Below are 22,550 nucleotides of genomic sequence, written 5' to 3'. Positions count from 1 at the left end.
AATACCTACACTGACACGCTATAAATAACAAACAAAACAGCTACTTCACTAAGCTCAATCAACGCACCAATAGCATCACCCACAAAACCGTCTAAACGCTTTATCCAATAAGCTCGCCACAGTAATAAAATAGCCGCCAACACACCAGAAACTAATAATGCATCGAAAAGCGGCAACACAACAAAGGCAAGTAATGCAGCACCGCCAGCTACTACAAAAGCAATAGGCTTCGAGGTATATTTGGCAAGCACGAAACCTAAGCCTTGCTGCGATGAATGTGGCGTATAAGGCGTGGTGACAATAAATAACAACGCACACGTTCTCGATAATATCAACGCCACAAATAACGCTAACCAAAAAGTATCTAGCAACTCAGCTAGCAAACAAAATTTCAGCAACAAAAGAACGACAAGCGTTACCGCACCCATTGCACCAACAGAGGGATCTTTTAAGACTCGCAAAATCGTTTGTTTCTTAGGGCATGACATGTCTTCAGACGGATGAGCAGAGTGACTGGCAAACATAGCATCGACACAATCCGCTAAACCATCTAAGTGTAAGGCACCGGTAAATCCTACCCACATCGCGAGCACTACTGCGGCATTTACCGCAGGAGACGCTAAATCTAAAATACTGCTAATAACAACTAACAGAACCGATAGTAAAAAACCCACGAAGGGATACCACAAGGCAGATTGACCCAGTGATTTATCTGCCCACTGATCGGGCAACCAACGCGCTACCGGTAAGCGAGTCATTAATGATATGGCCATAAATAAGGGAGATAGAAATTGATACATAAACGGTTTCATCGTAGGTATTATTAAACGGTTAATAAAAAAGTGAAGTGAAAAACATAACCTTACAAAATACCCTTTACGTTATGCGCAACAACTTGATAATAGAACGTCGATGCTTGCCTATCATGATTTATTTTTATCCGTGAAATACAGGCATAAGGCACATCTAACTGCCCCATTTTTTGTAACGGCATAGATAAACAATGTGCCAACAAAGCGCGAATAACACCACCGTGAGTGACTAACAATATATGCGAGTGCCGTAGGGGCAAGGTGTCAGTCAATTCATGTATGGCATTAACTACTCTCGTAGCAAAAGTATCGGCACGCTCACCATTCGGAGGGGGAAAAGCTACGGGATCAGAAAACCAATTTTTGACCGCTGTTTGCTGCGTTTCCCAAACCACATCAATATCATTACCTTCCCAATCACCAAAATGTAATTCTTCGATGCGCCGCTCAAGATGCAAGGGAATATCATAGTGAACAGAAAGTTTTTCTGCGAATAACGCGCAGCGTTGTAGCGGCGAACTCACAAGGTAAGACCACTGCGTTTCTATATTTTTTATGCTGCTTAACATTTGTTCATGACCACGATCAGACAAAGCCACATCTGTTTTACCACGATAACAATGACCGTCTTCGCATTCACCATGACGTAATATATCTATCGTTATCTCACGGTATCGAGGCGCCTCCGTCTGACTCAAACTATTCACTATTACTGACACCCGCTCGCTGAAAAGTCGCCATGGAATTATGTAAAAGCAGCGCTGATTTTAACAAGGGAACAATTAACGCCGCTCCGCTTCCTTCACCTAAACGCAAACCAATATCGACTAATGGTTTGACATCTAAGATTTGCAAAACCAATCGATGCGCTGCTTCTTGTGAGCAATGAGAAAATATCATCCATTGTTTAACATCGGGATTAAGCCGGATAGCCACGAGTGCAGCTGATGTGCAGATAAAACCATCAACCACTACGGGAATACCTTGCTGAGCACAATAGAGATAGCTCCCTACAAGCGCTGCAATTTCAAAACCTCCCATACATTGCAACACTTGATAAGGATCACTTAATACGTTGGCATGTAATGCTAAAGCGGCTGTAATAGCCGCCTGCTTACGCTCTAGGCCTGAATCGTCAACACCTGCCCCTCTACCGACAATATCTGTCACAGAGATGCCTAGCAAAGCTGCGTAAATAGCTGATGCTGACGTAGTATTACCAATACCCATTTCCCCCCCCACAAACAACTGTAAGGGCTGATGTGTGTTTTTCGGGTGGCACGCATGATCGACTATTTCACGACCAAGATTTAGCGCTTGTTCTAGCTGCGCCGCCGTCATCGCGGCCGACATAGAAAAATCTTGTGTACCATTAGCCACTGGTCGATCAATTAATTGCGGATGCTTTTGATATTGGCTCGGCAATGTTTCAAGCACCCCCGTATTACACACATAAAACTGAGCCGCTAATTGCTGACTGAGCACACTAATGGCCGCTCCTCCTTCTAGAAAGTTAGCCACCATTTGCCCTGTCACTGCTTGAGGGAATGCTGATACTTGCTGCTGACAAACACCATGATCTCCCGCAAAAACGGCAACCAGGATATTATCAATTGAAGGATGCAATGTTGACTGCCAAGCACAAAAGCACTCCGCTATCTGTTCAAGCCGCCCTAACGAACCCGGTGGCTTTGTTAGCTGTTGCTGATGGCGCTGCGCCTGATCATGCCATGATGACTCTATGGGCTGGATGGGATCAAATATCCATTGCATATTATTATTTGATATATCATTGCTTAACGTGTCGTTGGCCATGGTATTGCTAGTCACTATAAAAAAGATTGGGCTTAAGCGGTAAAGGCAGACCGGCGATAACAACACTGACTTGCTCGCAGTGAGCGGCAAGTCTTTGATGCAGATAACCAGACTCATCCACAAACTGACGCGACAACTCGCCTAGCGGCACAATACCCGAACCGACTTCATTGCTGACAAAAATTACATGTGCCGATGTGTTTTTTACCGCATCAAAAAATGCATCTCGTACTGGCTCCCAGCACTCCCCCACCAACGCATTGGTCAACCACAGTGTCAGGCAGTCTATCAGTAAACATTGTTGCGCCGTCGCACGATTAATCACAGAAGCTAAATCAAGTGGTTCTTCGATTAATGTCCAACGATCATCTCTACGCTGTTGATGGATGGCGACTCTCGATGTCATCTCACGATCTTTATTTATTGTCGCGGTTGCGACATAGTGTAATGTCAGATCATTTTTTTCGGCTTGCTGCAGGGCTTGCTCTTCCGCAAATTGGCTTTTTCCACTACGAGCGCCACCTAATATCAGATGCATTGTCATTGCCTCTAGTAATCCACGCCTTTACGTGCCTTTATACCACTAGCGTATGCATGCTTTCTATCTTTAACCTCTGACACCGTATCCATAATATCCTGCAACGCAGAACCGCCTCCGCGTCCAGTTACAACAACGCTTTGTTCTACAGGTCGATGACTCAATGCAGACAGCACATCCTCTTCATTAAGGTATTGATAAGACAACATGTAGGTCAACTCATCAAGCACAACCAGGTCATAACTATCATCCTTAAGTAAAGGTAATGCTTGTGCCCACGTTCTTTCTGCTGCTTGAATATCTGCTTCTCTATCTTGCGTATCCCAGGTAAACCCCGTACCCATTTGATAAAAGGTCACCTGAGGACAATGATCACGCACATAAAGCTCTTCTCCCGATAGCTGCTGCCCTTTGATAAATTGAATTACACCGACTTTATGACCATATCCCAATGCACGCATAACCATGCCAAATGCCGAACTCGATTTGCCTTTGCCATTACCTGTGAGCAATACGGATACGCCACGCTCTGTCGACGCTGCGTCAATCGATGCATCAACCGCTTGCTTCTGCTTTTTCATTGCTGTTTTGTGCTTCTGATTTTTATCCATGGCTTTACCTAATGAATGTCTTGATAGTGAACACAGTGCATTATGGCACCGAATAAATGAGGCAGAAGATAGCACAACCGAGATAGGAAATCCCCTATCGAGCGGCTGACACAAAATATGATTTGCAAAGCCAATAAAAGAAAAGATTCGAGGTCGAATTTAGAGAGATGGAAATTAGAGGTGGCAAATTAATGGTTAGGCTGCTTGCCTCATATCGGGTTACTCAAAAAGCCAAAAAACAAACGAGAAAACAATATAAATAGAAGACATCTTTACCACAATAACTTTGTAACAGCGCCCCCATAAAAATCACAAATCGACTGGAGAACCTAACCATCATCGCTTTTAGAACGTACAGCGATGATAGCTATAACAGTCGTAATATAGTATTAGGGAGAGTATAAATATTAACAATACATCTTAACAGCTTCATCAATATGCTCTTTATAAAAGCCTTTATTTTTCAAGAAACGAATTTTTTTTGATAGTAACAATAATTGCTCTTCTTCCGTTTCAGCCTGCTGATTAGCAAACTTTTTATCAACTACTGCCTGCGCTAACGCTAACCAATCGACTGCTTGACGGTCGAAAGCAGCCAATGCGGTACTTTCACAAATGCCTTTTTCGCGCAACTCTATTTTAATTTTGAACGGGCCGTTACCAGCATTAACTTTAGCGCGAATATAACATTCAGTAAAACGAGTATCACTTTGATAACCCTGCTCTTGCATTTCATCTAATACACGCTGGATCGCTTCGGCCGCCGAAAACTTTTGTGATAGCTTGCGATACAATTCAACACGAGAATACTCTCGGCGCGCCAAATAGCGTAAGGCACTCACTTTGACGGCCTTAAACTCATCTTTAGAGGTGTTAACTGATGAATGTGAAAAATACTGGTTCATGTTACTCGTTGATAAGTACGCTACATTAGACATTCGGCTTCTCCTCGTTACGCTTGAGTTTTATCGGCGGCGATATCAACAACATTCGTGTCGCCTTCTACTGTGTCGGGCATAAACTCTTTACGAATAGCGGTTTCAACTTCTTGCGCAATTTCAGGACGCTCCTGTAAAAACTTAATGACATTGTTTTTACCTTGACCAATTTTTTCGCCTTTGTAGCTATACCATGCACCAGCTTTATTAATTAACTCTAACTTAACGCCATAGTCGATAACCTCACCAAGGCGATTAATTCCCTTACCATACATAATTTGAAATTCGGTTTGCTTGAAAGGAGGAGCCACTTTGTTTTTAACGACTTTAACGCGGGTTTCAGAGCCAACGACTTCATCCCCTTCTTTAACGGCACCAATGCGGCGAATATCTAAACGAACAGAGGAATAAAATTTAAGCGCATTACCACCGGTTGTGGTTTCTGGATTACCAAACATGACGCCAATTTTCATACGAATTTGATTAATAAAAATTGCTAAGCAGTTAGCATTTTTTATATTACCAGTAATTTTACGTAGCGCTTGAGACATTAAACGTGCCTGTAAACCAACGTGATGATCACCCATATCGCCCTCAATTTCGGCTTTAGGTGTTAACGCAGCAACGGAGTCGACCACAATCACATCAATAGCTCCCGAACGAACCAGCATATCGGCTACTTCCAGCGCCTGCTCACCAGTATCGGGCTGAGAAATAATAAGGTCATCAACATTCACACCCAGTTTTTCGGCATAAATAGGATCTAGGGCGTGCTCTGCATCGATAAATGCACAAGTCCCCCCTTGTTTTTGCGCCTCGGCAATCGCTTGCAAGGTTAACGTTGTTTTACCCGATGATTCAGGGCCATAGATTTCAACGATACGCCCTTTAGGCAGGCCACCTATGCCTAAAGCAATATCTAGCCCTAAGGAACCTGTCGATATCGCTGGGATTTTGACCAGCTCGCGGTCCCCCATACGCATGACAGTACCCTTACCAAATTGGCGCTCTATCTGGCTAAGTGCGGCTTGTAATGCTTTATCTTTATTGCTATCCATCGTTGTATCCTCTTGGTGTTATCTTCTATTGCTAGCTGTCGTTCACTTTGCGCAATGCATTACAGGTACAGCTATTTGTCGTCGTTGGTTTATTGTCGTTCTATGAAAGCACTATAACCCCAAAACACTGTATGAGCAACCAGTACTTGTATTTTATACAGTATTTTTTGTTATATCGATTAATCGCAGTGCCTCTTTAAGGCTTTCTACTATGGTTTTTAGTCTCACTTGAGCCCTATCACCGGTAAAGTGGTAACACCGACTGATAACAGTTTTAGGTTGTTTCGCCCAAGCTATCCATACCGTACCCACGGGCTTTTCTACCGAGCCGCCACCGGGCCCAGCTATGCCACTCACAGCAATACTGATATCTGCTCGCGCATGACTAAGTGCGCCCAATGCCATCGCTTCTACAACCACCTCACTGACCGCCCCCTGAGAAAGCGCTTGCTGACTCACACCTAACAATTGCTGTTTAGCATGATTACTGTATGTCACATAACCTTGGTCAAACCACTGAGAACTTCCCGGTACAGCAGTAATCGCTTGAGCGATACCACCACCAGTACAGGATTCCGCGGTCGTTACTGTGGAGTTGGTGATAAGTAGTTGCTCACCAAATTGCGCGGCAATGTGCTCAACCTCCGATAATTGGCGGGTGCAATCAGTAACAACAGGTGGCATAACAAGCTTCCTCTCCAAGATTTGGCCGCAAACGGGCTCCACTGAGCATAGAGGTATTGTACGGACAAAAAGAGGAGACGTCGTCATAGGTTATCAATAAACCTGGCAGGAAAACGAGGGGGCAAAGCGAATAGTAGGTCTACAGTACAAATGTCATACATTACTCCTAACTTGCAAAATTTCGCTTTTAAGTACTGGAGACCTTTTACATGATCGGTGCTACACGCTACTCCTACGCAGGTATTGATTCAAGGCCTTGGCTAGACAGGTACTCACTATAGGTACCCTTGAAGCTATGTAGTGTATTGCCTTTCACTTCGATGATATGTGTTGCAAGAGAAGAAACAAATTCGCGGTCATGACTGACAAACAGCAAGGTGCCATCATAATTTTCAAGCGCGAGGTTCAGTGCTTCGATCGATTCCATATCCAAATGGTTGGTGGGCTCATCCATCAATAGCACGTTAGGGTTCATCATCATTAACTTACCGAAAAGCAGGCGGTTTTTCTCACCTCCCGAACAGACAGTGACACGTTTTTTAAAATCATCCGCCGAAAATAGCAATCGACCTAGTGTGGCTCTCACAATTTGATCATCGTGACTTGGTTTACGCCATTGGCTCATCCAGTCAAACAAATTAATATCGCCAGAAAAATCATCGGTACTGTCTTGAGGGCAATAACCTAAAGCCACATTTTCTGACCATTTAATATTGCCCTCTAGAGGCGATAACTCATCCATCAGGCATCGCAACAAAGTCGTTTTACCCGCGCCGTTTTCACCTAGTACCGCCACTCGTTCGCCAGCATCAATAATAATATTACCCTTTTGGAATAACATATCACCTTCGAAACCATGACCAATATTTTCTAAAATTAACGCTTGGCGATGAAGTTTTTTATCTTGATTAAAGCGAATATAAGGATTGATGCGGCTGGATGGCTTGATTTCTTCTAGCTTAATTTTTTCTAATTGCTTCGCGCGCGACGTTGCCTGCTTTGCCTTAGACGCGTTTGCTGAAAAGCGACTGACAAATTGTTGAAGATCCGCAATTTGCGCACTCTTTTTGCTATTCTCTGCATGCAAACGCTCTTGTGCCTGGGTCGAAGCCCGCATAAAGTCATCGTAGTTACCCGGATACACGCGCAACTCACCATAATCAATATCCGCCATATGCGTACAGACGGAATTAAGAAAGTGACGATCGTGAGAAATAATCACCATCGTACTATTACGCTCATTAAGCACGGCTTCTAGCCAACTGATCGTATTAATGTCGAGGTTATTGGTTGGCTCGTCAAGCAACAGAATATCTGGATCTGAAAAGAGCGCCTGCGCTAACAATACGCGTAATTTCCACCCCGGAGCCACATCGCTCATAGGACCATAATGTAGCGCTTGCTCAATACCCGCTCCCAATAGGATCTCTTCTGCGCGACTTTCTGCTGTATAGCCATCCATTTCGGCAAATTGGGTTTCTAACTCGGCAACTTGCATACCTTCTTCTTCCGACATCTCAGGAAGGCCATAAATACGATCACGCTCTTGTTTGATTTTCCATAACTCGCTATGCCCCATAATTACCGTGTCGACAACTGAGTAGCTTTCAAACGCAAACTGATCTTGGCTGAGCTTACCGATACGTTCATTAGGCGTAATCGATACATTACCGGCAGTCGGCGTTAGCGTACCATCAAGAATTTTCATAAACGTGGATTTACCACAACCATTGGCACCGATAAGCCCATACCGATTGCCATTGCCAAATTTAACGGAAATATTTTCAAAAAGCGGCTTCGCGCCAAATTGCATGGTGATATTTGCAGTAGAGATCAAGGAAGTACCTACAGTCGTTAAAAAACGACGATGCGTTAGGGGAAAAATAGATAAATAATTGCCAAAAAAAAAGCTACCCAAAATGGGTAGCTTTTTTATAATGGTGGGTCGTGCGCGACTCGAACGCGCGACCAATTGGTTAAAAGCCAACTGCTCTACCAACTGAGCTAACGACCCGAATTTTGTGTTGGTAATGTTGAGCTTGCTGCTCAACGAGGCGCACATATTAATGATTACACGGGAAAACTCAAGCCTTTTTTATATTATTTCGCGTTTAAATTTTTTGAGATAATTTTAACCTAGCTCGACCTCATGTTAAGCCGTATATAAGGTGGGGTCGTCAACGCCAGCATCGCTAAACCCTTGCTGTCTCAATCGACAACTATCACATTTACCACAGGCATGACCTTTCGCATCCGCCTGATAGCACGATATGGTATTGGCGTAGTTAATACCCAAGGCGACGCCTTGGCGAATAATTTCGGCTTTGGTCAAGTCAATGAGCGGAGTTTGAATTCTCAGCGGCTGTCCCTCCACGCATGCTTTGGTCGCTAAGTTCGCCATTTGCTCGTAAGCGGCAATATATTCTCGGCGGCAATCGGGGTAACCAGAATAGTCGACAGCATTAACACCAATAAAAATATCGCTAGCACCCAGTACTTCCGCCCAACCTAACGCGATCGAAAGGAATACCGTGTTACGCGCCGGCACATAAGTCACTGGAATACCCTCGCTTTCCTCCTCTGGCACGTCAATGGCATCATCTGTTAATGCTGAGCCGCCAATCGTTCTCAGGTCTAATACGACGGTTTTATGCTCAATAGCGCCCATAGAAGAAGATAAGCGCTCCGCAGCCACCAACTCCGCTCGATGACGCTGCCCGTAATCAAAGCTTAAGGTATAGCAGTCATAACCTCGACTTTGAGCTATAGCAAGTACTGTAGTGGAATCTAGGCCGCCGGAGACCAAAATAACGGCCCGTGGTTTAGCCGAGCGTGTCGCTTGAGGAGAGGAAGAGGAGTTAGGTGCAGAAGATGCCATACAAATACCTGTTGCTCTAAATAAGGTTAATAGATGATTAACGCGCTTACATCAATAGTTTGGAAACACTAACGGCCCGGCTTGTCGCCCCACAGAGCCTTATGCAACTGCATCTGGAACCGAACGGGAGCACGATCCGCTAAAATCCATTCGACTAATTGACTGGGCTCTAGCTGCTCGTAAATGGGAGAAAACAATATTTCTCCCACCTGATCTTGAAGCGAATATTCATCCACTTTAAATAAGGCCCATTCATAATCTTGGCGATCACCGATGACAAACTTTATTTGGTCTTTTTTCTGCAATAAGGAAATGTTGTCGTAGTCATTCCGCCCCGCCTCGCCCGAAGAAGGCGTTTTGAGATCCATAACCACACTCACACGAGAATCAAGTGAATCTATCGACAATGCACCGCTGGTTTCTATAGATACGTTCAATTGCTGGTCACATAGCGCTGTTAACAAGGCACGCGCCTCTGGCTGAGCCAAGGGTTCGCCACCTGTAACACAGACATACGATGCCCCATAACCAAGCACCTCCTCAACAATACTCTCTAACGATAAGCGCTCGCCACCATAAAAGGCGTATTCCGAATCGCAATAAGTGCAACGTAATGGGCAACCTGTTAGCCGAACAAAGACCGTGGGTTTACCTACTGTTTGCGCTTCACCTTGGATCGAAAAGAAGATTTCAGTAATTTTAAGTGATGATGTCGTTTTGGACATTGAGAAACTTTTATTGAATGTAAGAGTATTGGATACGATGAACGCTTCAGAAAATAAGCTGGACAAAAATTAGGCGGCGAGTATAAAGAAAAATACCCTAACAATCTATGTCATGCCGCTCCAAAGTAAAGCTAAGACACATTAGCCACTGAATCGTATTAATAATTTGCTGCAATAAAGGATTTAGCCAACAATGCTGCATCACTATCACTGGCAGCAACGTTATCAAGAATTTCTCTCGCTTCTGCTTTTTTACCTTGATCAAAGTAGATACGAGCCAGCTTAAATTGTGCATCAGGAACTTTGGCATGTGCAGAATATTCACTAATTAACCGTTCAAAGTTATCCGCAGCGGCTTGTTTTTCACCATTTGCGAATAAAATTTGACCTTTCCAATAGTAGACATTCGGTGTGTATTGACCGCCTGCAAATCGATCCAAATATTCAGTGAACTTTGTTTGAGCGCCGTCATAGTCTTGTTCATTAAGCAGCAAGCTAATACCTTCATTATACAGTGTGTTAGCCACCTCGCTATTATTACCAATAACAGCATCTGCTCCAGACACCAACACTGACTCAGGGCTAACAGCGCCTTCGGTAATCGTTGCAGGCTTCGTCGTGACTGCGCTCGCAGCCGCTTGTTGCTGGGTGATTTCGCTCACACGCTTATCGAGGTCAAGATAATCATCTAAGCGCTGCTGCTTGAGGCGCTTAATCTCATAAGCCTGCTCTTCTAGCATGCCGCGCAGTAGCTGAATTTCTTGCTGTAAGGTCTGTATTTCGTAAATCGCACTCAGCTCTGTTGTAGATCTTGCTGTAGTAGCCCCTACCGTAGACTCTATCGATGTGCTTGATGCCTGCCTAACTTCGGCTTGCGCTAACACCTGAAAAGGCATTAACAAGCATAACGTAAAAGCAAATAATAAACGCGTAAAAACTAACATAGAGGCCACCTAAGCAATGAGGCGATAGATAACAAAGAGAGGGTTGTGCAAGAAAGGATGGAATCACTACAAAGCGTAGTGATTCCCACTCATAAAAAGTATCGCTTACGCTTACTTAAGCTCTACGCGACGGTTTTGCTGCCAAGCGTAGTTGTTTGATGCATTAACTGCTGGTCTTTCTTCACCGTAGCTGATCACTTCAATAGGAGAAGTCACGCCCTGAGATAACAAATAAGCACGAACGGCTTGAGCACGGCGCTCGCCTAAAGCAATGTTATATTCACGTGTACCACGCTCATCCGCGTGACCTTCTAAACGAACAGCACGTGGCTTAGCTTTTAGAGAAGCTGCGTGAGCATTAAGCAATGAACGAGAGTCAGCACGTAATGCTGATGAGTCGAAATCGAAGTAGAAAACGTTTTCGGTTGGTGCCACAACACCCTGATTAACATCGCCGCTACCAGAGCCTGAAGTCACAACAGGAGCCGGAGTATTATTAGATGCTGTGTTACTTGAACCCGAATCACCCTCTTGGGTAGATGACGTTGAACAAGCCGTTAGAAATAATGCTGCAGCAAATATAATAGACGCTGTTTTTATTGTTTTAACTAAAGTGATATTACTTAACATGGTTTTCTCCAAAATTAACGACCGTAAACATTTAAATATGTGCGTAGACGCCCCAGAAGCGTGGATGATAGCACACTATTAACCCAACACTATAGTAGGTATAGATGACAAATAAATGTCATAACGACTCTTTTTGGAATAACAGCAAGCGCAAACATGACAATTATTAGAATAATGTGATTACTTTAAAAAGGGAGACCATGCGGGCTCTCTTACATCACCGGATGTAGACGGTAAAGTAAAGCGGCTGCCAGCATCCAGCGATACACTCGCTAATATACCTTTACCGTTCAGCTTGGTCGCGTATATCAATGATGCGCCATTAGGAGCCACACTCGGCGATTCGTCCAAACTCGTTTCTGTGGTTAGTATTTTTACTACTCCGGTGTCTAAATTTTGCGTTGCAATATGAAAAGTGCCATTACGTCGGTGTACCATCACAATACTTTCACCATCGGGCGTTAGCTGCGCACGCGCATTGTAATCGCCCTCAAAAGATAGGCGTTGCGGATAGCCTTCAGTGGCAGACGCTAAATAAATTTGTGGTTTACCGCCGCGATTAGAGGTAAAAATAATACTTTTACCGTCCGCCGTCCACGTGGGCTCGGTATCAATCGAAAAATGCTTAGTAATGCGGGTAAACTGTTTTGTTGCTAAATCTAAGGTATAAATTTCTGGGTTACCATCTTTAGATAGCACCAAAGCTAACTTCTTACCGTCGGGCGACCAAGCCGGCGCTCCATTTAAGCCTTTAAAATTGGTGAGCTGTTCACGCTGCCCAGTTTGTAAATCTTGTTTAAAAATCGCTGGTCGACCCGTTTCAAATGAAACATACGCTACTGATTTGGCATCGGGAGACCATGATGGCGATAGGATTGGCTCTGATGATTTCAATAGCACCTGAGGACGCGCACCGTCCATGTCTGCACGGATTAACTGATATTGAGAAGCCGAGCGTTGTTCAACATAAATAATATCTGTTGAGAATGCCCCACGAATACCCGTAATGGCCTCGTAAACAACATCACTGACATAATGCGCCATATCGCGTAAGCCATCTGCTGCTACAACGATGGGCTCATTGAAAATAATATTTTTTTGGCTCACTACATCAAACAAAGAAAATACTAGCTGGTAACCTGCACCACTCGGTGAGATTTCACCGATCACAAGATACTCACTCCCTAACAAACGCCAATCTCGGTACACGACATTTTCAGGAAGCGATGGTAGCGACAACATATTACTAGGATCGATCGTTGAAAACTGACCGCTACGGCGCAAGTCATTTGCCACAACATTCGCCACATCTTCAGGCAATACGCCACCACCACTGTAACTGAAAGGGACTACGCTGATCACCGTTGGATTATCAACACCTTTGGATATACGAATAGTCAACTCGGCATAACTCAGCGACGAAAATAGCACACTGCTGATTAAGCTAAGTATTGCAACACGCCATAAAAACGCCGTGGCACATTGATGAGTCAGTAATTTCACTGTCTTAAATCCTCTGGTTGAAAAACTAAATTAAATACACGAAAGTTTTGCTCAAAAACGCGTGTTGGCAATTCTCTTAATTCAGGAAAACTCTCCGCCTTGTTCACCGCTTGCACCGCAGCGCGATCAAAGGCGGCATCACCACTACTTTCAGTTACTTCAACAGCAATCACTTTGCCTGTGGGTACTAATTGGATACGTAATAATACTGACATACCATTGCGGGCAGACGGTGGACGACTCCAGTTAGCACTGACCTTTTCATTAATGATGCCCGTATAAGATGCAGCTAATTCAGCATCATTAGCCGCTTGTTGCTCTGCTTCTATTTGTGCTTTTTCGGCAGCGATACGTTTTTGCAATTCACGTTGACGCTCTTGTGCAATCTCTTTTTCTAAGGCTGCTTTTCTGCGCGCCTCATCTTCTTTTTGCTGTTTTTCTTTTTCGGCTTGCTCGCGCTTTTTGCGTTCGGCTTCTTGTTTTTTCTTTTCTTCTTCACGCTTTTTGGCTAACTGATTTTTACGTGCTTTGTCCTCAGCGGCTTTTTTTTGTTCTGCCTTTTTTTGCTCGGCTTTCTTTTTTTCCGCTAGTCGCTTAGCCTCTTGCTGCTTTTTTTCTTGTTCGCGGCGTTTTTTAGCGGCCGCTTCCTGTTGTTTTTTCAGTGCCTCATCTGGCTTAGGCGGTTGTTTTTTTTGTTCTACAGGCCTCGCTTTTTGCTCGACCTGAATCAATGTGGCTTTGATATATGCCGGCTTTTTAATGGTTGGCTTTTCAGCAGCAACACTCCAACCCCACACCACTAAAAAAACAAGCAGGCCATGCCCAATAATACTGAGTAAAATAGGTAGACTATAAGACTTCATCTGTCGCTACCCACGCGTAAGTTAGTTTCCACCACTATTTTTATCGAAAGACACGGGGCATCGCTGGCACTCATATAATGATAACAACACATAATTATTGAGGCGGCTCGGTAACAAGGCCAACTGATTGTGCACCCGCATTTTGTAAACGACTCATTAACGACACAACGGTTCCATAAGGCACGTTTTTATCGCCCCACACCAACACAGGCGTTTGCGGTTTAACACGTAACACTTTACCGACTTGGTCGGCAATTTGTTCTAAGGGTTTAACGGTTTTATCGTCTTCACCAATATTAATATAATAGTTATTATCCGCATCTACAGAAATAACCAAAGGCTCTTCTTGGTTAGGTGTTGGTGCCGAGTTAGCTTGAGGCAAGTCTACCTGCACACCTTGCAGCAACAAAGGAGCGGTAACCATAAAAATAATTAACAATACCAGCATCACGTCGATGTATGGCACAACGTTAATTTCAGCCATTGGTTTTTTCTTGGCCTGACGAGCGCTACGAGGTTTGTAGTTAGCCATAAACGCTTACCGGTGTAGTTGACGTTGCAAGATAGCGGTAAACTCTTCCGCAAAAGTATCGTAGCTATTGGTGAGTGTTTCTGCTCTTGCGGAAAATTTGTTATAGGCCAATACTGCAGGAATAGCAGCGAATAACCCCATTGCTGTTGCAATAAGCGCCTCTGAGATACCGGGCGCGACGGTTGCCAAAGTGGCTTGTGTCGCATTCGCCAAGCCCCTAAACGAATTCATAATCCCCCACACAGTGCCAAACAAGCCAATATAAGGGCTCACCGATGCCACACTGGCCAAGAATGGTAAATTGGCATCTAGCTGCTCTTGTTCCCGCGCTAAGGCAACACGCATCGCACGCTGCACACCATCCATTACCGTATCATCGTCAACATTATCTTGCTGCCTGAGACGGGAGAACTCTTTGTAACCGGCTCGAAAAATCATCTCGACCCCCTCAATCTTACCTTGAGTGGCTCGTTCATTACCTCGGCGATAGAGTTGTGTAAGATCAACACCCGACCAAAACTGATCTTCAAAGTCATCTAATGCGCCCTTAACTCTTCGCTGATAAGACGCTCGCTGAATGATCATTACCCAAGAAATAATCGACGCGAGAAACAGCGTTAACATCACTAGCTGCACCAATAGGCTCGCATCCGCAATCAAGCTATATATGGATAGGGTATTATCTGGAGTTGTCATGGTCATTGGCCTTATTAATCAAATCTATGCGCCGAGCAAAGCGTTATTTGAAATCTATTTTTAAGCCTAACTCTACCACGAGATGTTTTATTTGTGTGTGAAAATTCGTAGAAAACCGCGAAGATAAGGTTGTTTTTGGTACGTTGAGAAGTGTTTCCTAAATACAAAAGTAGAATAAGCTAACTAGGCAATAGCTTTAATCGACTGATATAAGTGGCTAGGCAATGCTTTGGGTTTCATATCTTTATTCACGCAAGCGATTTTAGCGACCGCATGACACAACACCTGTTCACCTCGGCGTACTTGTTGCTCAAACACCACATAGCTGCGAGCTAGTTTTTTTACCATCGTTGTCGCAATCACCTCATCATCGAGCTTTGCAGGCGCTAAGTATTGAGACTCAAGACTATGTACGACCAGTAGTAGGCCATCGTCTAGAATCGCTGTTTTTCCATAACCCAAAGAACGGAGTAGCTCGGTACGACTGCGCTCAATAAATTTAAGGTAGTTTACGTAATACACAATCCCTCCCGCATCGGTGTCTTCTATATAGATGCGGATAGGGTGCTGAAATTCTTTATTCATATTGTCACTAAAGAGGCGTTACATATACTTTCGTTTATGATGAGGTTAATGATGTTTACTGGATAGAGGCCGTATTATCAGAGGGTGCAATAATGGAGAAATGGTCGTAAGCGAGCTGCGTTACAATGCGTCCACGCGGCGTTCTTGCCATGTATCCTTGTTGAATGAGGTAAGGTTCCAATACATCTTCGATTGTGTCGCGCTCTTCGCTAATCGCTGCTGCAAGGCTTTCAACCCCCACTGGGCCGCCACTGAATTTTTCGATCATTGCCAACAGTAAACGACGATCCATTGTATCAAATCCATGCTGATCAACACTGAGCATATTGAGGGCTGCATCGGCAATAGATGCCGTCACTTTGCCATCGCCTTTAACATCCGCATAATCTCTTACGCGTCGTAATAATCGATTAGCAATACGAGGAGTGCCACGAGAGCGCTTGGCAATTTCGGTAGCGCCCGCCTCATCCATTTCAACGCCCAGCAAACGCGCAGAGCGGCCAACGATGTACGTTAAATCCGCAACGTTATAAAATTCGAGCCGCTGAACTATACCAAAACGATCTCGAAGCGGTGATGTCAGCAAACCCGCTCTCGTTGTTGCACCGACCAATGTAAAAGGCGGCAAATCTAGCTTGATCGAACGTGCTGCAGGCCCCTCACCAATCATAATATCTAGCTGGTAATCTTCCATCGCAGGGTAAAGCACTTCTTCAATTGCAGGGTTAAGGCGATGGATTTCATCAATAAACAACACATCACCCGCTTGCAAATTAGTCATCAACGCAGCTAGATCACCGGCCTTTTCAATCACAGGCCCCGATGTAGTGGTGACCTGCACCCCCATTTCATTGGCGATGATGTTGGCTAACGTGGTTTTGCCTAAGCCGGGCGGGCCAAATACCAGTGTATGATCAAGCGGTTCTTCACGTTTTTGCGCAGCTTGAATAAAAATCTCCATCTGCTCACGCACGCGTGGCTGACCGATATAGTCATTGAGTGTTTTAGGGCGAATCGCCCTGTCTTGATTCTCTTCTAAGGGCTTAGCCACAGGGGTAATAATACGCTCAGCGCGTAAGTCGTCTTTTTCTATCATGGCTAACGCTCGCTTTGTTCTTCATCCACTTTATTCATTATGAGTAAAGGCTATTACTGATGCACACTTTTTAACGACAAACGGATCAATGCTTCGCTGGTGGTTACCGGCTCGACTTTTTGCGCGGCGCTAATCATCTTAGCGGCTTGCGCTGGCTTGTAACCTAAAGCAATTAATGCACTTTCAGCATCAGCAATGACAACGCTAGGTAATACACTGGGGGCTGCAGAAGCTGAATCCGCTAATAAATCACCGGTAACCCCTTCGTTCTCATTAAATGTTTGAGCAGGCTGAACAATGGGTGCACGACTCATACCTTCTGATAAATCACCCAGCCGGTCTTTAACCTCGATAATCAATCGCTCCGCCGTTTTTTTACCCACACCCGGGACACGCACAAGTGCTGCGACATCATCGATTTGAACACACTGCACAAACTCATTCACCGGCATACCCGACAAAATAGCCAAAGCCATTTTAGGCCCAACCCCACTGACTTTAATTAACGTACGAAATAATAGACGCTCTTCCAGCGTATAAAAGGCGAATAATTGATGAGCATTTTCGCTCACGGAAAGGTGTGTATGTAATAACACTGGCTCGCCAAGAGCCGGTAACGGATAGAAGCTGGTCATAGGCGCTTGTACTTCGTAGCCGACACCCGCCACATCAATTAATAAATAAGGAGCCTGCTTTTCGAGTAGTTTTCCCGTTAGTCGTCCAATCACACCATACGCCCTCGTCTAAAATGTGTCGCCTGTGCAACAGCAACCATATGCTGATAGGTATTCGCATGGCAAAGTGCAACCGCTAGTGCATCGGCCGCATCTTCTTGCGGCATACCGGATAATTGTAATAATTGTTTTACCATATGTTGTACTTGCGTTTTATCAGCAGCACCATTACCCACCACCGATTGCTTCACCTTTTTTGCTTCGTACTCGGCCACTTCTAAATCATGACTTACTGCCGCTACAATAGCAGCTCCCCTTGCCTGCCCCAACTTAAGAGCTGAAGCAGCATTTTTAGCCATAAACACTTGTTCAATAGCGACCTGCTGCGGACAGTATTCTTCAATGACTTCGCAGACACTATGGTAAATGACCTTTAAACGCTCAGGTAATGTATCTTTTTTAAGACGTATAACACCACTAGCAACATATTCACAATGATTGCCAACACTATTAATAATGCCAAAGCCTGTTTTACAAGAACCGGGATCAATACCGAGAATTAGAGACAAAACACTCACCTTACTGTTTTTTTATCCAGTAGTGCAAGTATCCTGTGATCTCAAAGAAAGGTCAAGTCGAGAACGCTATCCAAACTGATAATGCCCAACAATTTATATAGGAAGCTCTGATTAACTTGCCAACCAATAGGCTAGAAAACCAACAACCGCCAAACACACAACAACAGCAGCCGTAATATCCGCGTTAACATCATCGCCATCTTTTTTAGATGCTTCTTTCAGTGCCGACTTTACATCAGACCAATCAGCATGATCATCTAGAGCGTTAATTACAGAAAGTGCGGTTTGTTTAACTGACATATGGTAAACCTTTTCATCTATCGTGGAGACAATGTTTGCCGTAAAGCACCTATTAACAATGCAACGTAAAAAACGCGAAGACACTCACCGCCTATTTAAGGAGAAGTTATATCTATATTGTAACCCTGTACTCCCCAATGAATACAAGTATTTGTGGTAAAAATATGCGTCTTGCCACACTAAACGTTCATTAAGTACCGATTGTGGCTAGCGCATCTCGCTAACACTATTTATTCTTGTATAGAATGGATTCCATATAAGATGGCATACAAAAATTAGCCCTCAACACACGATGCACTATAGAGTAAACCCATGCCGCTATTAGATTCGGAGATTTGCCGTAAAGCCCGCTTATCACGCGATGCAAGATTCGATGGACACTTTTTTACCGCAGTCAAAACCACCAAGATTTTTTGCCGTCCTATTTGTCCTGCAACATCGCCCAAAGAAGAGAATGTCACTTACTTTCGGTCGGCGGTAGAAGCTGCCAATGCAGGTTACCGACCCTGCTTACGCTGCCGACCCGATAGTGCACCGGGGTCACCCGCTTGGAAAGGAATAAATACCACCTTAGAACGAGCAATCACGCTAATTAATGGCGGCGCATTGCAACACGATAGCGTGGAGACTCTCGCCCAACGCCTAGGTGTTAGTGAGCGCTACGTCAGGAAGTTATTCGAGGCTCACTTGGGTATATCACCCAAAGCCTACGCCCTATATCAGCAATGTTTATTCGCCAAACAATTACTGCATCAAACACAACTCCCAATTACCGACATCGCGCTCGCGAGTGGCTTTAATAGCGTACGCCGCTTTAACGATTGCTTTAAGAAACAGATGCAACTCACCCCCTCCGCTATTCGCCGTAAAAAACAACGCGCTAGCCCATCGCATGCATGTCATACGATAACGCTAATACTCACTTATAGACCACCTTATCACTGGGAGCATATGCAGCGCTTTTTATCTCTGCGGGCAATTCCCAGTTTAGAATGGTGTGACTCGTCAAGTTACGGACGCACGTTTACATGGCTAAACACTTACGGATACTTTACCGCTCATCATAAACCCGAAAAACATCAATTTAGTGTCGAGATTACACTGAGCGATGTCAGTCACTTACGCGCTATCGTGAGTAATATTCGTCGCGTATTAGATATTGATGCAGATACGCAGGGCATTGAACGCGATTTAATCAATAGCCATGCCGGCACCATCGCCTCAGCATCAACTCAAAAAGCACAAAAACCAAAGACCAAAATGCCATCCGTTCTACTTGAGCCCGGTCTACGCTTACCTGGTGTATGGAGTATTTACGAAGCGGGTATTCGCGCTATATTAGGCCAACAAGTCTCAGTGGCCGCTGCGCACAAGCTAGTCGGGCAATTAGTTGATGTGCTAGGAGAAACAATAGACGATATCAATAACACCTCAGCCAAACGACTATTCCCAAAGCCTACAGCCATCGTTAATAGCGATTTAGACTTTTTTAAAATGCCGGGTTCAAGAAAGCAAACGCTACGCAACTTATCCACATACGCTATTGATCACCCCGACAATAACCAACCGGATAATTGGCAAACACTAAAAGGCATTGGCCCATGGACCATCAATTATGCGAAGCTTCGCGGCCAAAGTAATCCTGATATTTTTTTAGGCGGCGACCTCGGTATTAAAAAGGCACTAGCGCTCACTGATCCGCCGATAAATACTGATAAAGCTGCACCATGGCGTAGCTACCTAACCATGCACCTATGGAATAGCCTGTATTAGGCTTACTATTGAAAAAATATTTATTAAAGCACGCGTCGTGCCATCACCAGTAGCACACCACCAAGCACCAAAAACGATGAAAAAGCTAACGCTATCGTTAAGCTTTCTTGCACAAATAACACGCCACCGATTGCGGCAACAATAGGCACTAACAACTGGACGATTGCCGCTTGAGTCGAGGCTAGAAAAGGTAATACGGCATACCAAATCGCATAGCCTAGCCCTGAGGTAATCGCGCCAGATACTACGGCATAAATAACACCTTGGCTTGATACTACCGGTGCATAAAGAAAAAATAAGGGCAGCACAAGAAGGAGTAAAGGCAAGGTGCGCAGAAAATTAGCGGCGGTATTCGCAATAGCTTGATCGGACGAAGCGCCGGCTACACTATACAAGCCCCATGCAATACCCGACACTAACATCATTGCGCCCCCCAGCCAAAAGGGCAGGACATGAATCTCATGAGCTGAGTTTATATTCGCAGCCGGCCATAATAAATACACAATACCCAACACGGCCATTAATATACCCATCCACTCGATCAATGCGAGCTTTCGGCCTTTAATGAGATCGCAGCCAATCATCGTTATCTGCACAGCACCAAATAAAATGAGTGCGCCCATACCGGTATCGAGTACTGTGTAAGCGATAGAAAATAGCAAAGCATAGATCAGCAAACAAACCGCCGCCCACCAACTTCCCCCCATACGGCAATTAAAGGCTTGTTTGATATTTCGTAGACCACGAGACAGTATAAACAAAAAACACAACGTTATCGCGCCAGATAATAAACGTAAAATGGTAAAGCTCACTGGATCACTCACGCCATCTGCCAGTGCAAGACGGCAAAGTACAGAATTACCCGCAAAAGCGAGCAAGGCTAAAAAAATGATGAAGGCTTTACGATGTATGGGCATAACTGGGGGTATCAATAGCGGTGTAAAAAATTACCTTTTTATTCATAGGGAGGCCAGAAACTCATAATATGTTTGGAGTGTGACCACAAGTCGAAAAAATAGTTTATTATGAGATCTTTGCACGGAAGATGATTTTGCTCTCAGGCACCAAAAGTAGGCGCTTTTAAGCGAGGCAAAAATGCACGGAGAGAGGGAGTTTATGTATGATAAATGACCGACTGAGTACATTTTTCCTCGGTACCCCCTTGTGGGGTAAACGCCGCATGAGAGTGAAATGGCTTTCGTGCAAAGGTCTCATTATAGAAGAATAGACAGAGAGATCACTACGCACCTTATGACATGCTCACACAATACGAATATTTCCTGTAGTGATTGCCGATTATCGACGGTGTGCCTGCCTCTAGGGTTAACGCCTGCACAAATGGTACAAGTCGACGATCTTATCCAACATCGACCACTACTCCAAAAAAAATCTTATTTGTACCACGCAGGTGACGCTTTTGAACATCTATATGTTGTACGCTCAGGTTGTGTAAAAACAGTTATGGGAACAGAGTCGGGCGAAGAAAAAATAACCGGGTTTTATTTATCAGGTGATATTGTGGGTATTGAAGGCATAAGTGACCAGCGTTATCACAGCTCAGCCGTCGCTCTTGATACTAGCAGTCTGTGTAAAATTCCGTTTACCGAAATAGAGCAGCTAGCGACTACCGTGCACGATTTGCAGCGTCACATGTTTACTATTATGAGCAAGGAAATTGTCACCGATCAACATGCCATGATGATTATGAATAAAAAAAAGGCCGACGCACGTATCGCAGCCTTTTTACTGAGCTTATCAGGGCGCTTTCAGCGTCAACATCAATCACCCTTTCAGTGGATTTTACCCATGTCACGCGGGGAACTGGGTAATTATCTCGGACTAACCATTGAAACGGTGAGTCGAGTATTCACCAAACTCCAAAAAGCTAATATTATTAGTATTAATAAGCGCGAACTTGAGATCACTTCATTGAAAGAGTTACAGCATATTGCTGATCTTTCTACGAACGATAATTAATCAAGCGAATAAGGCGATTCTATCAATCCGGCCATTCAGCTAAAGGAGGGATGATCTGCACCCTTGATGTTATCTTTGCGCTGACCATCGCTTTTTTCATCCATCGATATATGCTTTTTCGCATAACGATAAATATAAACCATCATCCCAATAATTAATGCGATAACCAACAAACTCATCATAATTACGCCATCAATATACATTACTATCTCCTCGTCGTTTATCACGGTGTTGACAGAAAAGTGAAACCCAATAGAGCCACATCGCTTATTGAGTTTCTTATGATGTAATAATAACGAGAAACCTCTCCTAAAGATTTGATTGAAATCAAACGAAGAGA

The 22,550-nt window shown here is 44.3% G+C and carries 26 protein-coding genes and 1 tRNA gene; 2 read left to right on the top strand and 25 right to left on the bottom strand.

The genetic code is table 11. The features are described from left to right. Positions 1-5 precede the first annotated feature (5 nt). From ACZ5O6_RS03590 to ACZ5O6_RS03480, 23 genes are all read right to left on the bottom strand, one after another. Positions 6-800, bottom strand: a complete 795-nt coding sequence (locus tag ACZ5O6_RS03590) for an adenosylcobinamide-GDP ribazoletransferase (RefSeq protein ID WP_464283535.1) — start codon at positions 798-800, stop codon at positions 6-8. Positions 801-862: 62 nt separating this feature from the next. Next, complete coding sequence (locus ACZ5O6_RS03585; protein ID WP_447091106.1) at positions 863-1,519, bottom strand: histidine phosphatase family protein; 657 nt, start codon at positions 1,517-1,519, stop codon at positions 863-865. Beyond that, entirely contained in the window at positions 1,512-2,627 is a 1,116-nt protein-coding gene (gene cobT, locus ACZ5O6_RS03580; protein WP_447091107.1) for a nicotinate-nucleotide--dimethylbenzimidazole phosphoribosyltransferase, read from the bottom strand. The genes ACZ5O6_RS03585 and cobT overlap by 8 nt, the downstream gene beginning before the upstream one ends. A 7-nt stretch (positions 2,628-2,634) precedes the next feature. Next, positions 2,635-3,165, bottom strand: coding sequence for a bifunctional adenosylcobinamide kinase/adenosylcobinamide-phosphate guanylyltransferase (cobU, locus tag ACZ5O6_RS03575; protein ID WP_447091108.1), 531 nt, complete (start codon positions 3,163-3,165; stop codon positions 2,635-2,637). An 11-nt stretch (positions 3,166-3,176) separates the two neighbouring features. Further along, positions 3,177-3,776, bottom strand: coding sequence for a cob(I)yrinic acid a,c-diamide adenosyltransferase (gene cobO / locus ACZ5O6_RS03570; protein WP_447091109.1), 600 nt, complete (start codon positions 3,774-3,776; stop codon positions 3,177-3,179). A 407-nt stretch (positions 3,777-4,183) separates the two neighbouring features. Further along, positions 4,184-4,714 carry a regulatory protein RecX gene (locus ACZ5O6_RS03565; protein WP_447091110.1) on the bottom strand — a complete coding sequence of 177 codons (531 nt, stop codon included), beginning with the start codon at positions 4,712-4,714 and terminating at the stop codon, positions 4,184-4,186. A 14-nt stretch (positions 4,715-4,728) separates the two neighbouring features. After that, positions 4,729-5,772: a recombinase RecA gene (gene recA / locus ACZ5O6_RS03560; RefSeq protein WP_447091111.1), complete on the bottom strand. Its 1,044-nt coding sequence runs from the start codon at positions 5,770-5,772 to the stop codon at positions 4,729-4,731. A gap of 153 nt (positions 5,773-5,925) precedes the next feature. Next, a complete protein-coding gene (locus tag ACZ5O6_RS03555; RefSeq protein WP_447091112.1) occupies positions 5,926-6,456 on the bottom strand; it encodes a CinA family protein in 531 nt (176 codons plus the stop codon). Between the two features lie 232 nt (positions 6,457-6,688). Beyond that, positions 6,689-8,293 (bottom strand): ABC-F family ATPase, encoded by a 1,605-nt coding sequence (locus ACZ5O6_RS03550; protein WP_447091225.1) that lies wholly within the window; start codon positions 8,291-8,293, stop codon positions 6,689-6,691. A 101-nt stretch (positions 8,294-8,394) separates the two neighbouring features. Beyond that, positions 8,395-8,470, bottom strand: a tRNA-Lys gene (locus ACZ5O6_RS03545). Between the two features lie 138 nt (positions 8,471-8,608). Next, entirely contained in the window at positions 8,609-9,334 is a 726-nt protein-coding gene (queC, locus tag ACZ5O6_RS03540) for a 7-cyano-7-deazaguanine synthase QueC (RefSeq protein ID WP_447091113.1), read from the bottom strand. A 68-nt stretch (positions 9,335-9,402) separates the two neighbouring features. Continuing rightward, a complete protein-coding gene (gene queE, locus ACZ5O6_RS03535) occupies positions 9,403-10,059 on the bottom strand; it encodes a 7-carboxy-7-deazaguanine synthase QueE (protein WP_447091114.1) in 657 nt (218 codons plus the stop codon). A 158-nt stretch (positions 10,060-10,217) separates the two neighbouring features. Further along, positions 10,218-11,003: a tetratricopeptide repeat protein gene (locus tag ACZ5O6_RS03530; RefSeq protein WP_447091115.1), complete on the bottom strand. Its 786-nt coding sequence runs from the start codon at positions 11,001-11,003 to the stop codon at positions 10,218-10,220. 111 nt (positions 11,004-11,114) lie between these two features. Further along, complete coding sequence (gene pal, locus ACZ5O6_RS03525; RefSeq protein ID WP_447091116.1) at positions 11,115-11,633, bottom strand: peptidoglycan-associated lipoprotein Pal; 519 nt, start codon at positions 11,631-11,633, stop codon at positions 11,115-11,117. A gap of 180 nt (positions 11,634-11,813) precedes the next feature. Continuing rightward, entirely contained in the window at positions 11,814-13,127 is a 1,314-nt protein-coding gene (gene tolB, locus ACZ5O6_RS03520) for a Tol-Pal system beta propeller repeat protein TolB (RefSeq protein ID WP_447091226.1), read from the bottom strand. A gap of 5 nt (positions 13,128-13,132) precedes the next feature. Beyond that, positions 13,133-13,999, bottom strand: a complete 867-nt coding sequence (gene tolA, locus ACZ5O6_RS03515; protein WP_447091117.1) for a cell envelope integrity protein TolA — start codon at positions 13,997-13,999, stop codon at positions 13,133-13,135. Positions 14,000-14,093: 94 nt separating this feature from the next. Next, the gene (gene tolR / locus ACZ5O6_RS03510; RefSeq protein WP_447091118.1) at positions 14,094-14,531 is read right to left on the bottom strand and encodes a protein TolR; all 438 of its coding nucleotides are present in this window, start codon (positions 14,529-14,531) and stop codon (positions 14,094-14,096) included. A gap of 6 nt (positions 14,532-14,537) precedes the next feature. After that, on the bottom strand, positions 14,538-15,227 hold the full coding sequence (gene tolQ, locus ACZ5O6_RS03505; RefSeq protein ID WP_447091119.1) for a protein TolQ: 690 nt from the start codon (positions 15,225-15,227) through the stop codon (positions 14,538-14,540). A gap of 183 nt (positions 15,228-15,410) precedes the next feature. After that, entirely contained in the window at positions 15,411-15,812 is a 402-nt protein-coding gene (gene ybgC, locus ACZ5O6_RS03500) for a tol-pal system-associated acyl-CoA thioesterase (protein ID WP_447091120.1), read from the bottom strand. 55 nt (positions 15,813-15,867) lie between these two features. Continuing rightward, positions 15,868-16,908: a Holliday junction branch migration DNA helicase RuvB gene (gene ruvB / locus ACZ5O6_RS03495; protein ID WP_447091121.1), complete on the bottom strand. Its 1,041-nt coding sequence runs from the start codon at positions 16,906-16,908 to the stop codon at positions 15,868-15,870. A 53-nt stretch (positions 16,909-16,961) separates the two neighbouring features. Further along, positions 16,962-17,636, bottom strand: coding sequence for a Holliday junction branch migration protein RuvA (ruvA, locus tag ACZ5O6_RS03490; protein ID WP_447091122.1), 675 nt, complete (start codon positions 17,634-17,636; stop codon positions 16,962-16,964). Continuing rightward, on the bottom strand, positions 17,633-18,151 hold the full coding sequence (ruvC, locus tag ACZ5O6_RS03485) for a crossover junction endodeoxyribonuclease RuvC (protein WP_447091123.1): 519 nt from the start codon (positions 18,149-18,151) through the stop codon (positions 17,633-17,635). Before ruvC ends, ruvA begins: the two co-directional genes overlap by 4 nt. 120 nt (positions 18,152-18,271) lie before the next feature. Next, positions 18,272-18,460 (bottom strand): hypothetical protein, encoded by a 189-nt coding sequence (locus ACZ5O6_RS03480; RefSeq protein WP_447091124.1) that lies wholly within the window; start codon positions 18,458-18,460, stop codon positions 18,272-18,274. Positions 18,461-18,772: 312 nt separating this feature from the next. Here ACZ5O6_RS03480 and ACZ5O6_RS03475 point away from each other — a divergent pair, with 312 nt between their 5' ends. After that, complete coding sequence (locus tag ACZ5O6_RS03475) at positions 18,773-20,233, top strand: DNA-3-methyladenine glycosylase 2 family protein (RefSeq protein WP_447091125.1); 1,461 nt, start codon at positions 18,773-18,775, stop codon at positions 20,231-20,233. 23 nt (positions 20,234-20,256) lie between these two features. Here the strand turns inward: ACZ5O6_RS03475 and ACZ5O6_RS03470 are convergent, their stop codons facing one another. Further along, entirely contained in the window at positions 20,257-21,150 is an 894-nt protein-coding gene (locus tag ACZ5O6_RS03470; protein WP_447091126.1) for a DMT family transporter, read from the bottom strand. A 334-nt stretch (positions 21,151-21,484) separates the two neighbouring features. Between ACZ5O6_RS03470 and fnr the strand changes: the two genes are divergently transcribed. After that, a complete protein-coding gene (fnr, locus tag ACZ5O6_RS03465; protein WP_447091127.1) occupies positions 21,485-22,210 on the top strand; it encodes a fumarate/nitrate reduction transcriptional regulator Fnr in 726 nt (241 codons plus the stop codon). Between the two features lie 35 nt (positions 22,211-22,245). Here fnr and ACZ5O6_RS03460 read toward each other — a convergent pair whose 3' ends face one another. Next, positions 22,246-22,413, bottom strand: a complete 168-nt coding sequence (locus ACZ5O6_RS03460) for a DUF3149 domain-containing protein (protein ID WP_447091128.1) — start codon at positions 22,411-22,413, stop codon at positions 22,246-22,248. Positions 22,414-22,550: the final 137 nt, after the last annotated feature.

It is taken from the genome of Eionea flava (assembly GCF_055393785.1).
The sequence above is the reverse complement of the archived record's forward strand: the minus strand, read 5'-3'. Positions and strand labels throughout refer to the sequence as shown.